The 15,595-nt window shown below is 39.0% G+C and carries 15 protein-coding genes; 10 read left to right on the top strand and 5 right to left on the bottom strand.

The genetic code is table 11. The features are described 5' to 3' along the window. Window positions 1-61 precede the first annotated feature (61 nt). The 5 genes from KH400_RS09080 to lpdA all read left to right on the top strand — a co-directional run bounded on the left by KH400_RS09080 (window position 62) and on the right by lpdA (window position 6,101). Window positions 62-715 carry a YkyA family protein gene (locus KH400_RS09080; protein ID WP_217224111.1) on the top strand — a complete coding sequence of 218 codons (654 nt, stop codon included), beginning with the start codon at window positions 62-64 and terminating at the stop codon, window positions 713-715. A gap of 477 nt (window positions 716-1,192) precedes the next feature. Then, window positions 1,193-2,308: a pyruvate dehydrogenase (acetyl-transferring) E1 component subunit alpha gene (gene pdhA / locus KH400_RS09075; RefSeq protein WP_217224109.1), complete on the top strand. Its 1,116-nt coding sequence runs from the start codon at window positions 1,193-1,195 to the stop codon at window positions 2,306-2,308. 3 nt (window positions 2,309-2,311) lie between these two features. Beyond that, complete coding sequence (locus tag KH400_RS09070) at window positions 2,312-3,289, top strand: alpha-ketoacid dehydrogenase subunit beta (RefSeq protein WP_217224107.1); 978 nt, start codon at window positions 2,312-2,314, stop codon at window positions 3,287-3,289. Between the two features lie 109 nt (window positions 3,290-3,398). Continuing rightward, on the top strand, window positions 3,399-4,685 hold the full coding sequence (locus tag KH400_RS09065; protein ID WP_217224105.1) for a dihydrolipoamide acetyltransferase family protein: 1,287 nt from the start codon (window positions 3,399-3,401) through the stop codon (window positions 4,683-4,685). A gap of 3 nt (window positions 4,686-4,688) precedes the next feature. Continuing rightward, entirely contained in the window at window positions 4,689-6,101 is a 1,413-nt protein-coding gene (lpdA, locus tag KH400_RS09060; RefSeq protein ID WP_217224103.1) for a dihydrolipoyl dehydrogenase, read from the top strand. 58 nt (window positions 6,102-6,159) lie between these two features. Here the strand turns inward: lpdA and KH400_RS09055 are convergent, their stop codons facing one another. The 3 genes from KH400_RS09055 to KH400_RS09045 form a co-directional block, all read right to left on the bottom strand. After that, window positions 6,160-6,552, bottom strand: coding sequence for a thioredoxin domain-containing protein (locus KH400_RS09055; protein WP_217224102.1), 393 nt, complete (start codon window positions 6,550-6,552; stop codon window positions 6,160-6,162). Between the two features lie 316 nt (window positions 6,553-6,868). Beyond that, window positions 6,869-8,371, bottom strand: a complete 1,503-nt coding sequence (locus tag KH400_RS09050; RefSeq protein ID WP_217224101.1) for a glycine betaine uptake BCCT transporter — start codon at window positions 8,369-8,371, stop codon at window positions 6,869-6,871. A 153-nt stretch (window positions 8,372-8,524) separates the two neighbouring features. After that, window positions 8,525-9,598, bottom strand: a complete 1,074-nt coding sequence (locus tag KH400_RS09045) for an FUSC family protein (protein WP_217224100.1) — start codon at window positions 9,596-9,598, stop codon at window positions 8,525-8,527. Between the two features lie 192 nt (window positions 9,599-9,790). On the opposite strand from KH400_RS09045, the gene KH400_RS09040 reads away from it, so the two are divergent. Further along, on the top strand, window positions 9,791-10,636 hold the full coding sequence (locus KH400_RS09040) for a polysaccharide deacetylase family protein (RefSeq protein WP_217224099.1): 846 nt from the start codon (window positions 9,791-9,793) through the stop codon (window positions 10,634-10,636). A 151-nt stretch (window positions 10,637-10,787) separates the two neighbouring features. Then, window positions 10,788-11,873 carry a M23 family metallopeptidase gene (locus KH400_RS09035; protein ID WP_217224098.1) on the top strand — a complete coding sequence of 362 codons (1,086 nt, stop codon included), beginning with the start codon at window positions 10,788-10,790 and terminating at the stop codon, window positions 11,871-11,873. Between the two features lie 96 nt (window positions 11,874-11,969). Here the strand turns inward: KH400_RS09035 and KH400_RS09030 are convergent, their stop codons facing one another. Further along, complete coding sequence (locus KH400_RS09030) at window positions 11,970-12,407, bottom strand: DUF1885 family protein (protein ID WP_217224097.1); 438 nt, start codon at window positions 12,405-12,407, stop codon at window positions 11,970-11,972. A 211-nt stretch (window positions 12,408-12,618) separates the two neighbouring features. Between KH400_RS09030 and KH400_RS09025 the strand changes: the two genes are divergently transcribed. The 3 genes from KH400_RS09025 to KH400_RS09015 all read left to right on the top strand — a co-directional run bounded on the left by KH400_RS09025 (window position 12,619) and on the right by KH400_RS09015 (window position 13,820). Further along, complete coding sequence (locus KH400_RS09025) at window positions 12,619-13,068, top strand: hypothetical protein (RefSeq protein WP_217224095.1); 450 nt, start codon at window positions 12,619-12,621, stop codon at window positions 13,066-13,068. A 113-nt stretch (window positions 13,069-13,181) separates the two neighbouring features. After that, entirely contained in the window at window positions 13,182-13,478 is a 297-nt protein-coding gene (locus KH400_RS09020) for a DUF3055 domain-containing protein (RefSeq protein WP_217224093.1), read from the top strand. A 210-nt stretch (window positions 13,479-13,688) separates the two neighbouring features. Then, window positions 13,689-13,820: a GapA-binding peptide SR1P gene (locus tag KH400_RS09015; protein WP_217224092.1), complete on the top strand. Its 132-nt coding sequence runs from the start codon at window positions 13,689-13,691 to the stop codon at window positions 13,818-13,820. 51 nt (window positions 13,821-13,871) lie between these two features. On the opposite strand, the gene KH400_RS09010 is transcribed toward KH400_RS09015, so the two are convergent. Continuing rightward, the gene (locus KH400_RS09010; protein WP_217224091.1) at window positions 13,872-15,350 is read right to left on the bottom strand and encodes an aminotransferase class I/II-fold pyridoxal phosphate-dependent enzyme; all 1,479 of its coding nucleotides are present in this window, start codon (window positions 15,348-15,350) and stop codon (window positions 13,872-13,874) included. Between the last annotated feature and the right edge of the window lie 245 nt (window positions 15,351-15,595).

The raw sequence follows: 15,595 nt of genomic DNA, 5'->3' as shown, positions 1-15,595 counted from the left end.
AATTAAGGTAAGGTTTTATTGGCACTTTAATGAAGGTATACATAAGGGGGCGTAACGTAAGATGAGGATGGGTTTATTTATCATTATGTTGCTAGCATCAATGGTTCTTAGCGGTTGTAGTACAGATCCAGCGGAAACGATTTACAATCATTTAGAAAAGGCTGTTGCAATGGAGGATGTTTTTGAACAACAGCAGCAACCATTAGTCGACGCAGAGCAACGGGAGCATCAATTATATGAAGAAATTATTTCGTTAGGGGTGGAAGAGTTTGAAGAAATTCGTTCCCTCGCAGAAGAGGCCTTAACGATTGTTGAACAGCGGCAGGGGTACATTGAAAAAGAAAAGGAAAGTCTTGATGCTAGCTTTGAGGAGTTTTTGAAGGTTGAAACTGAAATTGAAAGTATCGACAACCAAGATGTTCGTTCGTCAGCTGATGAATTAGTCGAAGTTATGAATAAGCGTTACGACAAGTATCAAGAACTTTATCATGAATATGAAAATGCGATTGACCTTGATCGAGAGTTATATGAAATGCTCCAAGACGAGGAATTAACCATTGATGTTCTTCAGGAGCAAATTGATCTGATTAACACTTCCTATCAAAGCGTTTCAGAATTAAAGGAAACATTTAATCAATATACGGAAAGTTACAATCAACACAAAAAAGACTTCTACGAGGCCGCAGAATTGGACGTTAGCTATCCTAGTGAATAAAGTTCATCTGTTACAAAAGGGTATTGGAAGACATTATGTAAATAATGTCTTCTTTTTTTTGTTTGTCTGTATTATTGTGTTTGTTGTTTTGTTGTGTAACAGGTTCAGATTATTTGGATTTGTAGGGTGTTGACGTGTGAGAGAAAAAATAAAAATATATAATACAAAATGATTGACGGATTTTACCTCTTTCATGTAGACTTATTTTGTGAAAAGAAGTTGTATTTATTTTACTAAAAAAACAACTAATACAGTTTTTATGAAACGTATTAACCGTTGTACTTGCGAACTAGTGAAAGATATGAGTATCAAAAAATGGATGTTAATGATGGTAGTTAAATCAGTTGATCGTCTAGATGAAGTTATTTATGGAGAAAATATGGGTATCCTAGTAGGGAGTTTGCATCGAATCGTACAGTACATTCGAAATTATTATTTATTAATAAGGTGCAAGTCAGGTAACAACAAGTTAATACGATGGACTTGAATACAAAGGAAGAGGTGAAGGTATTGAGTACAAAAAATGTTGAGCAAGTTGAAAACAACTTTGAAATGTTTCAAATTATGAATGAAGAAGGCGAAATCGTAAACGAATCAGCGATGCCTAAATTATCTGATGAAGAATTACAAGAAATGATGAGACGAATGGTCTATACACGTATTTGGGACCAACGTGCAATCTCTTTAAACCGCCAAGGACGATTAGGGTTCTATGCACCAGTTGCGGGCCAAGAAGCTTCAATGTTAGGCTCACAATTTGCCTTAGATAACAAAGATTGGATCTTACCAGGGTATCGTGATATCCCACAAATCGTTTGGCATGGACTCCCGCTTTATCAAGCATTTCTCTATTCTCGTGGACACATTGAAGGTGGGAGAATTCCTGATGAAGTCAACGTGCTTATGCCACAAATTATCATCGGCGCACAAATCGTTCAAACGGCTGGTGTTGCACTAGGTCTTAAGCGTAAGAACAAAGACAATATTGCGATTACGTATACAGGTGATGGTGGTGCATCTCAAGGTGACTTCTATGAGGGCTTAAACTTTGCTGGAGCATATAATGCACCTGCAGTATTCGTTGTTCAAAATAACCGATTTGCAATTTCTGTTCCAGTTGAAAAACAATCTGCAGCAAAAACAATTGCCCAGAAAGCTGTTGCTGCTGGAATCGAAGGCGTTCAAGTGGATGGTATGGATATTTTGGCGGTTTATGCAGCTACAAAGGATGCGCGTGAGCGTGCATTAAACGGTGTTCCTACATTAATTGAAACGATGTGTTACCGTTATGGTCCACATACAATGGCAGGGGATGACCCAACACGCTACCGTACTTCAGAGCTTGATGATGAGTGGGAAAAGAAAGATCCGATTGTCCGTTTCCGTAAATACCTAGAGAAAAAAGGACTATGGAGTGAAGAAAAAGAAAATGAGGTCGTAGATAAGGCAAAAGAAGATATCAAAGCGGCCATTAAAGAAGCTGACGCAGCACCAAAACAAAAGGTGACTGATCTGATTGGAACGATGTTTGAGGAACTTCCAAGCCACCTACGTGAGCAAATGGAAGAATACACAGCGAAGGAGTCGAAGTAAACCATGGCGCAAATGACGATGATTCAAGCAATTACGGATGCGATGAGAAATGAATTAAAAACGAATGAAGATGTTCTCGTGTTCGGTGAAGATGTAGGTCAAAATGGTGGTGTATTCCGTGCGACAGAAGGTTTACAAAAGGAATTCGGAGAAGAGCGTGTGTTCGATACACCACTTGCTGAATCAGGGATTGGTGGTTTAGCCATTGGGCTTGGCTTAACAGGTTTTAGACCGGTTATGGAAATCCAATTCTTTGGTTTCGTATTTGAAGTAATGGATTCAGTATCCGGACAAATGTCTCGTATGCGTTACCGCTCAGGTGGTAAGTATCATTCACCAATTACCGTTCGTTCTCCATTTGGTGGAGGGGTTAAAACTCCAGAACTTCATGCGGATAACCTAGAAGGGTTAATGGCTCAGACTCCAGGGTTGAAGGTTGTAATCCCTTCTACGCCATATGATGCAAAAGGGCTATTGATTTCTGCCATCCGTGATAACGACCCTGTCGTATACTTAGAGCATATGAAATTGTATCGATCATTCCGCGGTGAAGTGCCTGAGGAAGAATACACAATTGAGCTTGGTAAAGCTGATGTGAAGCGTGAAGGTAAAGATTTATCAATCATTACGTATGGAGCAATGGTTCATTCTTCATTAAAAGCGGCTGAAGAGCTTGAAAAAGAGGGCATTGACGCTGAGGTTATTGACCTTCGTACGGTTAGCCCACTAGATATTGAGACGATTATTGCCTCAGTTGAAAAGACAAACCGAGCTATTGTTGTTCAAGAGGCACAAATGCAAGCAGGTATTGGGGCTAATGTTGTAGCAGAAATTACAGAACGTGCAATCTTAAGTTTAGAGGCACCTGTATTACGTGTGGCAGCACCTGATACGGTTTATCCTTTTGCTGCAGCAGAGGATGTATGGCTTCCTGACTTTAAAGATATTGTTGAAAAAGCCAAGACAGTTATTAACTTTTAATTGTTAACAAAAGCTATAGATGATGAACGAATTGAAAAGGGGTCAGCGGCTTGCTGATTTCTTTTTCAATCTCTAACGAAGCGAATATAATTTAAGGGAGGCGCTTTTTGTGGCATACGAATTTAAACTTCCTGATATCGGAGAAGGTATCCATGAAGGTGAAATTGTAAAATGGTTTGTAAAATCTGGTGATGAAGTTAAAGAAGATGACATCTTACTAGAAGTACAAAATGATAAAGCTGTAGTAGAAATTCCATCTCCAGTTGATGGAAAAGTGTTAGATATTAAAGTAGAAGAAGGGACCGTTTCGGTTGTTGGCGATACTCTTCTTACCATTGATACAGGTGAAGAAACACCGGCTGCGGAGGAAGAGTCTGCGAAAGAAGAAGCACCAGCTTCTCAATCTGAAACGAAGGAAGAGTCACCAAAAACAGAAGAAAAGCCAGCAGCTACGCAAGACGATGGTGATGAAACGACACGTGTGATCGCGATGCCATCTGTACGTAAATATGCAAGAGAAAAAGGCATTAACATCCGTCAAGTCCAAGGAAGCGGTGAAAATGGACGTGTCTTAAAAGAAGATATTGATAAGTTTGCAAGTGGAGAACAACCAGCAGAAGCGCCTGCTGCAAATGCGGAAGCACCACAAGAAAAAGCAGCGCCAAAAACAACGCCTACTGCAATCCCTGAAGGTGCGAATGAGGAGCGTGTACCATTAAAAGGTATCCGTAAAGCAATTGCAAAAGCGATGGTTAACTCTAAGCAGACAGCTCCACACGTAACGCATATGGATGAAGTTGATGTATCAGCACTTGTTGCTCATCGTAAGAAATATAAACCAGTGGCTGCTGAAAAAGATATTAAATTAACATACTTACCATACGTTGTTAAAGCTTTAACTTCAGCACTTCGTCAGTTCCCAGCATTAAATGCTTCAATTGATGATGTAAATGAAGAGATTGTTTACAAAAACTATTATAACGTGGGAATTGCAGCTGATACTGAGCAAGGACTAGTTGTTCCGGTTGTTAAAGATGCAGATCGTAAATCGATCTTTATGCTGGCTGATGAAATCAATCAATTAGCGCTTAAAGCACGTGATGGTAAATTATCAAGTGATGAAATGAAGGGCGGATCTTGTACGATTTCAAACGTAGGTTCAGCCAACGGATTATGGTTTACACCAGTTATCAACCATCCTGAAGTGGCTATTTTAGGTATTGGACGCATTGCTGAAAAGCCAGTAGTTAAAGATGGAGAAATTGTAGCAGCACCAGTTCTCGCTGTTTCATTAAGTTATGACCATCGTTTAATTGATGGTGTAACTGCACAAAATGCACTAAACCATGTTAAGCGTTTATTAAATGACCCAGAATTATTAGTAATGGAGGGATAAGTAATGGTAGTAGGCGATTTCGCAGAAGAATTAGATACGCTGATTATCGGTTCAGGTCCTGGGGGATATGTTGCTGCTATTCGCGCGGCACAACTTGGACAAAAAGTAGCGATTGTTGAAAAGGACAACATGGGTGGCGTTTGCCTAAATGTAGGGTGTATCCCTTCTAAAGCATTAATTTCAGCAGGCCATCGTTATCACCATGCTAAGCATTCTGATGACATGGGGATCACTGCTGAAAATGTTTCACTTGATTTCTCTAAAGTTCAAGAGTGGAAAGCTTCTGTTGTTAATAAATTAACAGGTGGAGTTGAAGGGCTTTTAAAAGGAAATAAAGTTGAAATTATTAAAGGTGAAGCTTTCTTCGTTGATGAAAATACAGTTCGTGTTATGAAAGATGAGTATACAACTCAAACGTATAAGTTCAAAAATGCAATCGTTGCTACTGGCTCACGCCCAATTGAATTACCATCGTTTAAATACAGTGATCGCGTGATTAATTCAACAGGTGCTCTTTCATTAAAAGAAGTTCCGAAGAAAATGGTTGTCATCGGTGGCGGTTATATTGGAATTGAATTAAGTGGTGCTTATGCAAACATGGGGACGGAAGTTGTTGTCTTAGAAGGTGACAGTCAAATTCTTTCAGGGTTTGAAAAGCAAATGAGTCAACTTGTTGCCCGTCGCTTAAAGAAAAACGGTGTGACGATTCATACGAAAGCAATGGCAAAAGGTGTCGAAGAAACGGCTGATGGTGTAAAAGTTACAGCAGAAGTTAAAGGGAAAGAAGAAGTTTTTGAAGCTGATTATTGCCTTGTAACTGTAGGTCGTAAACCAAATACAGATGAATTAGGACTTGAGCAAGCAGGCGTTGAGTTAGATGATAGAGGTTTAATTAAGATTGACAAACAATGCCGTACCAACAAAGGTAGTATTTATGCAATTGGTGATGTCGTTGCAGGACCACCACTTGCACACAAAGCTTCTTATGAAGGAAAAATTGCCGCTGAAGCGATCAGTGGAGAAGCAGCAGAAATCGATTATTTAGCAATTCCTGCCGTTGTATTCTCTGACCCTGAATTAGCAAGCGTCGGTTATGATGAAAAAGAAGCAAAAGAAGCTGGCTTTGATGTTGTTGCTTCTAAATTCCCATTTGGTGCAAATGGTCGTGCGTTATCTCTAAATGATACTGATGGATTTATGAAGCTAATTACTCGTAAAGAAGATGGCTTATTAATTGGTGGTCAAATTGCAGGTCCAAATGCCTCAGATGTTATCGCTGAAATTGGTCTTGCGATTGAAGCGGGTATGACGGCTGAAGATGTTGCGATGACGATTCATGCTCATCCAACATTAGGTGAGGTAACAATGGAAGCAGCAGAAGTTGCTATAGGTTCACCAATTCATATCGTAAAATAAGAAATCAAAAAATGCGTTCTCTTTTTGAAGAGGACGCATTTTTTATTGATGTTAAAGTTTAGTGTATGGTAGCATCAGTAAGTTGATAGGCTTGTTCTAGTGTTTCAATAATTTCGCGTTTTGGGTGGGCTCCTTCCATTCGTACGCAAATCTCTCCACCGTAGAATACTAATAACGTTGGATATTCAGAGATCTCATATTGCTGTACAAGGCTTCGATCTGTCGCATAGACAATTTTAACCGAAGAGATACTAGGCTCTCGTTGTTGGATTTCGAGAATGGCATCATAAAAATTGCTTTCATCTTGAAGTGAATTCTCATTTGAAAACAGTACGGTCATTTTTTCTCCGTCTGATGGTAAGATGTCGTGATCGGCATCTGCATTGCTTGACCAACAACCAGAAGTGACTATAAGTGACGTTAAAATAAAATAAGAAAGATGACGCTTCATAAAGTAATTCACTTCCTTTGACGAGCATTCTATCGTTCCTTTATTTTACCATGAGTTGTTGTTGTAAAAACCATAGTAACAAAAATGTAATCAAATAGAAACGCAATAGTAGCAATGAAGAATAATAGCTCTCAAAGTAAGAGGCTAGGACCAAAAGGTTGGGTTTTACCTTTTTTGTCCTAGCCTCGAAGTAGTGAGCGTAACCGCCACTACTTTTAAAAAGCCCGATGTGAGTGTGTTTCTCACATCGGGCATGTGGCGAGTGAAGCCATTGCTAATATTTTAATTAGTTTTGTCTCGAGTTAGATATCGGATGCTACTTATGTTTTTTTGTTGAGGTTATTTCCTTGCGTAGGGCGATGACTAAAGAAATAATCATAAAGATCATGATAATCGCAAATGGGAAGGCAGCGATGATCGATGCCGTTTGTAACGCGTTTAACCCGCCAGACCATAATAAAACAGCCGCAGCTGCGGATTGAATAATTCCCCAGATGATTTTTACTGAATTAGGCGGATAGAGGCTTCCATTCGTGGTTTGCATCCCTAAAACAAATGTCGCTGAATCGGCTGATGTAATGAAAAAAGATGCAATTAAAAGCACAGCAACGATCGACATAAATGTACCAAGTGGGAATTGTTGTAACACAGAGAATAATGCCATTTCCATTCCTTCTGTATTTATGACTTCCATGATTCCACCGTTGCCATAAAGATCTAAACTAATGGCTGTTCCTCCAAAAACAGAGAACCATAGGGCACCGAAAACCGTCGGAACAGCAAGTACACCAATAACAAATTCTCGTATTGTTCTACCTCTAGAAACACGGGCTATAAATGAACCTACGAATGGTGCCCACGCAATCCACCACGCCCAATAGAAGATCGTCCATCCTTGTACCCAGCTTGTCTCTGGATCAAATGGATCGAGTCTGAAGCTCATACCAACTAAATTTTGAATATAACTTCCAATTGTTTGTGTAAATACGTTCATAATGAAGTTTGTTGGACCAGCGAACAATAAAAAAAGTAACAATGCAATCGCTAAGTAAATGTTTGTTTTACTTAGTATGCGAATTCCTTTGTTTAAACCTGTTAAAGATGAAAGCATGTAGAGAATTGTAACGATTATAATAATAATCATTTGCGTCCAAATTGTATTCGAGATTCCTGGAACAATGTGAGCAGCGCCACCAGCAATTTGAGCGGTACCTAGTCCAAGGGAAGTCGCAACACCGAAAATCGTTGCGAACACAACGATAACATCAATCGTTGTCCCAATTGGACCTTTAACTCGATCACCTAAGAGCGGGTGAAATACGGCACTTATCACACCTGGAGCGCCAAGTCTAAATTTGAAATAAGCAAGTGCCAAAGCGACAATGGTATAAATTGCCCATGGGTGTAATCCCCAATGGAAAAAAGAATAGGTTAATGCGGCACTTGCAGCACCGGTTGATTCAGGATCACCGGTTGGTGGGGCGTAAAAGTGATTCATCGGCTCTGCGACTCCCCAAAAGACGAGCCCAATCCCCATGCCAGCCGTAAACAAAAATGAGAACCAAGTAAGAAAATTGTATTCTGGTTCATCATCATCTTTACCTAATTTAATTTTTCCGTAGCGACTAAAAATCAGGAAGATCGCAAAACCTAAAAACCCTGAAGCCGCTAATAAATAAAACCAACCAAACTGTTCTGTAATGAATCCTTGAATGTTACTTGTTACTGTATCTAAGTGCTGAGGAGCAATGACACCCCACAAAATAAATGCTATTGCTATTAGAACAGCAATAAAAAATACAGGAGTTAACTTCTTCAAAAATAAAGACCACCTTTCTAACGTTCAACGACACTTGGTGCTTCATGACCCTACCTAAAATAACATATTATAGTCTATGAAACAATTAAAAAGTGTAAAACAGTGCCGAATCTTGTCGTTAGCCAAATGGTCTTCAATAGGTTCGAAGTTCAGTTAATCGTATTGTACCTGATTTTGAAAAATGTACTTCGGATATGTTGTTTCATTATTTGAGAATTGTTTTTCTTTAATCGTTAGCTCTGATAACTGCTCGGCGACTAAAAGGAGCGACAGTAGCTCATAAAACACCATCGTAACTGGGTGAAGCGTATTTGTATGCTGTTCGAACTGTAATCGTTTTGTAAGGTACGTTTTCATTTCATTGATATGACTGTTTTGTTCTGCAGTAATAGAGTGAAGAGGGTCTTCAAAAATCATTGCAACCGCTTCACATGAGGATTGAATGACTTTAATGTCCTTCCTTGATAATTCTTGTTTTGATATTTCAATGAAACGTAAGTTACCGATGTGAGAGATCGTTTTTTGCAAAATATGAAGTTTCTTTTGCAGGAATTGAAATGACCGTTTTTCATTTAAATGAAATTTCCTATATTTCCATTCGTCGTATTGGAATGTGGTTAATTGGTACGTTTTATCGATCTCTTGACTTAACGTTCGGTAATGTACAATTGGATTGCTGTCTTCTAACGAGACAGCAGGGAATTGCTCGGTATATTGATATATTTCCTTTGCTGTATCTATAAATAATTGGTTCACTTTATGAACGACAATCGGGCCAAATTTCGGTGGTAAAACAACAAAATTCACGAGAGTAGAGACAATAATCCCAATAGACGTCCCAGATAATCGTGTGAAAAAGTCAATGAAAAAACCTTCGCTCGTTCCTGGGATCATGGCAACAGCTGTTAACGTTGCAACAAGCGTACCATAATCGAGTTTGAAGCGATAACAAGCAACGATCGTTAACATCGAAACCATTGCATATGTGAGTGCTGAATGCCCAATCAAGAGGTCGCATACAATAGCAAATAATGCACCAATTGCTGCTGCAGGCAAGCGAACAATCCCTTTTTTAATCGAGTCAGCAGCTGTGGGCTCTGTTGTCACAATCGCAGTAATAACGGCAAACATGACCGGTAAATCAAATGTTCTACAAATCCAAGCTGTAATAAAGACGGCTACACCTGTTTTTATTACACGTCTACCTATTAATTTTGAATGTTTCATGCAACTCACCTTTACCTTGTTGTGAGATTTAACGTTAGTATGAGAAGGAGACAATAAAGTTATACAATAAAAATTGTCATAAGTAGTAACTAGTGGTAACAGAGGCCAGTTATTTAGAAAAGTATGGTATTGTGTAAAGTGAATTCTCTTTGAGCACAGGGAGAATGGTGAGAATAGCGAGGAGGGGAGATAATGAGCAAATGTTTAGTTACAATGATGATGGTTATTCTGCTTGTTGGCTGTCAAACAGGAACTGATCTTCCACAGCCAGAAGCTGAAGGAACTAACCAGACAAATGAAGCTGTCGAAAAAGAGCAAGATCTAGAGCTTGAGGAAGTTGTAGAAAAAAGTGAACAAGATGAATATAATCCCGAAGAGTTTGAAGAGGTCGATGAACGGCAACTAGAACCGCGGTATAGAATTAATGAAGGCAATTGGCGGGTTGAGCCAATTGATGATGCCGATAAAAAGGTCGTTTTGCTAACCATTGATGATGCGCCTGAGAATTATAGTGTGGATATGGCTAAGACCTTGAGTGAGTTAGGAGTTAACGCGATCTTTTTTATCAATGGTCACTTTTTGGATGAGGAGGGTCGTGAACACTTAAAAACGATTCATGAGCTTGGCTTTCAAATTGGAAACCATACCATGACTCATCCTAATTTGCGTGATTTAGCACCTGAAGAACAGAGAGAGGAAATTGTTGCCCTCAATGATTTAATTGAAGAAATTATAGGGGAACGGCCACGTTTTTTCAGGGCACCATTTGGAGCGAATACAGATGTTTCAAAACAAGTGTCTAAGGAGGAAGGGATGCAATGGATGAATTGGACGTACGGATATGATTGGGAGCCTGAATATATGGATGCAGATGCATTAGCAGATATTATGGTCAATACGAATCTACTCTCAGATGGAGCAAATATACTTATGCATGACCGTGAATGGACAAAGGATGCCTTACCAGAAATCATTAAAGGAATTCGGGAACAAGGCTATACATTCGTAGATCCTACAGAAATAAAATCGAATGAATGAGTCTCAAAAGAAAAGCTAAAACCAGTTTAATTGGGTTTATAGCTTTTCTTTTTTGTTAACAATTGCTGATGAATCTTGTCAAAAAATGAAGAAAAACTTAAAATGACAAATGAAACGTAATAAAGAAAGTTGTGTGGATGTTTTGAAGTGGATGACAATCTTTTTTTTAGTAATGGCACTAACAGCATGTCAACAAAGTGAAGAACAGAAGCAAGTAGCTGAGCATGAAACGGAGTTAGGAACGACTTCGATAACAGACGATGCTCAGGAATCTACCAATCAAGAGAAACTTCCAATTGAATTAACGGAGAATGAGGCAAGGTTTCTTGTAGATGACTTATTCGACATTGTTGACGGGGATTTTATTTATAATGAGATCCACCGAACGCTAACGATGACGATTCACGATGATCAGTATCATTTAATTGAGGGCGTACCTGTATTAGAGCGAAATGGTGAGTATTTACCTACAGAAGACATTTATCTGATGAGTGAGGAAGAACAGCAGCACTATTTGCCTGTTGCATTTTTGGAAAAGGGTTTAAACCTGGATATTGGTTATGAAGAAGAAATTGTTGTTTTTGATTGGTTTGGTCCGGTAGAAAAGGTAGGAGGCCCACCTGAAAACTTCGGTTTTGAAAAATGGGGTGCAGATGAAATGGTTGATTATTTATCCTTTTTAGAGAAGCCGATTAAAGATGCAGAGGTCAGTACAATTTCGAGTCATTTGCCTGGGGCTGAGCGTGCATACCGAAACGGTTATCACGAAGGAATTGACTGGTATGACTTTGCTTCTGGGGGAGATATTAGTACAGACACTCCTGTCTATGCAATGGCTGAAGGGGTTGTTGTTCGTGTAGACCATGACTTTGAGGAATATTCTTCTCCAGAGGAGCGTAACGATGATTTGAAGCTCACAGCTGCTCTTGAAGAAACCCCGGAGTATATCTTTGATCGATTACGAGGCAGACAGGTCTGGGTACAATACGATCACGGAGTCATGAACCGTTTTGCTCATCTTGATGATGTACCTGAATCATTGCAGGTAGGAGATCCTGTTGATAAGGACACAGTGATTGGGTATGTCGGAAATTCGGGGACGAGTGGAGCTGTAAATCAAGACTCGTCTGAACTCCATTTGCATCAAGACTTATTAATATATGGTGAGTTATTCTGGAAGCCGTTAAGCCAAGAAGAAGTCAGAGACGTGCTCGTTCGTATTTTTCAAGCCAAATAATACATGCTGTAGAAAAGGCTGCCTAAATTCACTTTAGGCAGCCTTTCGTCTATAACCACAGGTAACATTGTGATTCTAACTCGAAGTGTTTTATTGTTATTTACGCTTGTAGTAATACATAATACGATTGTTGAATAGGTGGACTTCACCTTTTAATTTGTTGCCAAGAAACTTACAAAATTCATTAGCTTTTGCCTTATCGCCGTGAGTGGCTCCCTCTGGTAAAATAATTTCTATATATGTTTGAGACTTCGTTTCACCATCGTCTGTGTTGATTTCTTCGTTCCCGATTCCGAAAACGATATAGTTATAGCGTGGTTGATCTTTATTTTTTAAATAAAACCATTCTCCATCTTCTTCTGGTAAGTCAACAATCTCATATGGGAAAGCAGCTTCGCTGTAATTCCAACTTAATTGATCCCCTGTTTTGGTTGTAATGCCCTTGTAGTAAGTGAAAATGTCTTTTAATTCAGCTAACGTAATGGTCTGTTGTGATGATGCTTCGACTAATTTTATGTAGGCATGATTGGACATTGACGACACTCCCGTCTAAAAGCGTTTTCATTATCTAGTATTATCTTAGCACTTTCAAAGTTTTTTTGACAACTATAAATTTATATGACTTGTCAAATTTGAAAACTGTATGCACGATTGTTTACTTTCGTGTTATTCTATTTGAGGAGTGTATGTTCAAAAATACATATAGAGTACGTTGATTGTGTATTATGTTTTTGGGGGTACAAGTATGAATAAATCGGATTTATTAGATGAATTAAGATTAGAGGTTGGGCAAGTCTTGGATTATGCACAGTCATTAACTGAGTTTTATAGAGGGATCGTCTGGACGATCGGAGAGCACCTTACCGAAGGCTTTGCTGTTGGTTTGTACATAAGTCATCCTCCACATTTTGAGTTGTGTTCAAGTGTTGGGGAAGTAAGTCCAGGTCGGTTTGAGCGCTTTGGTGAGGGGATGTTAAGTATAAGTGCGATACGTAGTCATTTACTTGTTCAAGAGACGGCTAGCCGCAACTGTATCATTTCTCCTTTCTTTGAGGGGCACCATTTAAAAGGATTCTTTGTCATTGAAACACCCAAAATGGAATATCCTCTTACGGAGGAGGATATTATCTTTGTGAAAGAAGTGACTCGATTTATAGAAGTTCATCATATTTATTATCAAAATTCCTGTTTGTGAGACAAATATGTTCACAAATTATTCAACGATATGTTAAAATAAATAGTTGCACCCCTAAAGGATTTACGTTATAATAAAATTCAGAATATTAAATCTTAACGGAGGTGTTGCTGATGAATTTGTTTGAGCGTTTATATGATGAGCAGGAAAATGTGAAGGTGCAGTTTATTGGGTTTACAACTGATGAGGTCCGCTATGATTTTGGGATCGTTTATACAAACATGTTCTTTGGTAAGCCTCTTGTGATCTGCATGCAAACGGGGCGATCAACACTCTTGTCAGCGGAAGACGTTAAAGATGTCAAGCATCTACAAAATGTCTTTCATATTAAAACGAAACAAGAGGCGGAGGATTTAGCTTCATTCTTTGATGAAACGTTACCTAATTTACCGTTAGAACCTCAATATTAATCTCAATGCTAAAACATAAAAGGAACAGTCCCTACCGAGGGGCTGTTTTTTTCTGTCTAATAAAAGGTGCTTCTGATCTGGGTATTAGTATAAAACCTAAAAAAATAAATGTGTTATACAATTTGCAGTTGACAGTTTTAATGTGACATATTATTATGGAATTACAGAAAACGTTAAACGCTTACAAAAAACAAAAGGGAGTTGTAAATCATGGGAATCATCGTCTGCCAATCTTGTGAAAAAACAATTGAACATTTTGAAGGGGAGAAGGTTTCAACGCTTTACGCCAAAAGTACTGAGTGTGAGAATTGCAAACATGAAACGGTGGGAAATAACAGATAATATGTTGAAGACAAAAGGAAGGCGACAATCTATTGTCGCCTTCCTTTTGTCTTATTTAATTGCTTGATGTTCTTTGATGACTCGTAATTGGTTCAATTGATCATCTTCAGGCCCTTGGACAGGTAACCCGACATTAACATTTTCGTTAATATAGTCTAGGTTTTCTTGAGAGATGATTTCTCCAGGGCTTAAGATCGGAATGCCAGGTGGGTACACCATGATAAACTCTGCGATGATTCTACCAGCTGATTTCTCGAAAGGAATGACTTCTGTTTCAGCATAAAAGGCATCCCTTGGCGAAAGGGCTAGTGTTGGAATGTTAGGAACAGTCACTGGATGTGGCTGCCGTGCTTCAATCGAGTGGACATGAAGCTTTGATAAATTCGATAGTGCTTCAACTAATGTTGTTGTCTCTTGGCGTGTATCTCCAAACGAAACAATGCACAGGATGTTATAGAGGTCGGAGAGTTCAACTTCAATGTTATAATTCTCACGTAACCATCCCTCGACTTCGTAACCAGTGATTCCGAGGTCTTTTACGGAAATGATCAGCTTGGTTGGATCATAATCATAAGTTGCTTTTGAGCCAATAATTTCTTGTCCAACACAATAGAGACCCTGAATTTGGTTAATATCATTTCTTGTTTGTTCGGCTAATTGTAAGGCTGTTTCAATCATTTCATGTCCATTCGTAGCTAATTGCTTACGAGCAGTATCGAGAGAAGAAAGCAGCAAATATGACGTTGATGTTGTTGTGAGCATACTTATGATCGACTGGATTCGTGTCGGGGATACAAGTCCTTCTTTAACATTTAAGACTGAACTTTGGGTCATCGAACCACCTAATTTATGTACACTTGTCGCAGCCATATCTGCCCCTGCTTGCATCGCCGATAAAGGGAGTTTATTGTGGAAGTGTATATGAACACCATGCGCTTCATCAACGAGGACCGGTATGTGATAGCGGTGGCAGATATTCACGATTTCCTTTAAATTCGCTGAGATCCCAAAGTATGTCGGGTTAATGACAAGTAGACCTTTCGCGTCGGGATGGTGTTCAAGTGCTTTTTCAACAGCATCTGTTGTGATGCCGTGTGAAATCCCTAAACGATTATCAATTTCAGGATGGATAAATATTGGGGTAGCACCTGAGAAAATAATTGCTGACATCACCGATTTATGAACATTTCGTGGGACGATAATTTTATCACCAGGACCGCAGACAGACATAATCATCGTCATGATGGCACCGCTTGTTCCTTGAACAGAAAAAAACGTATGATCTGCCCCGAAAGCTTCTGCGGCAAGTTCTTGTGCCTCCTTAATAATACCGTGTGGATGATGTAAGTCATCTAGTGGTCCAATGTTAATTAAATCAATCGATAGGGCGTTATCACCGATAAATGATCGAAAGTTAGAATCTGTGCCATTTCCTTTTTTATGCCCAGGGATATGAAATTGGATAGGGTTTTTCTTCGCATGTTCGACCAAGCCGCTAAATAACGGCGTACGCTTTTGGTGGGACACCATTGTCACCTCATTCTTTTATCAAAATCTAAAAAGCAAAATTGAGTATACCAAATGCAGGTTGAAATTCAAAGATTATTTTTACTGTAGAAGTGATTTAGATGTTAGGTTTTGTATAATGTGTTGAAAATATGATATTCTTACAGTGTTTTTATATTCGGATTATGGGCATACGTTAAGGGTGTGCATTCTCAAAGTGGATTCTCAGGCAAACATAAAAGTAACTAGTGAAAAAAGAAAGAAGTGGT

The organism is Desertibacillus haloalkaliphilus (genome assembly GCF_019039105.1).
Taxonomy (GTDB): Bacteria; Bacillota; Bacilli; order Bacillales; family KJ1-10-99; genus Desertibacillus; species Desertibacillus haloalkaliphilus.
The sequence above is the reverse complement of the archived record's forward strand: the minus strand, read 5'-3'. Positions and strand labels throughout refer to the sequence as shown.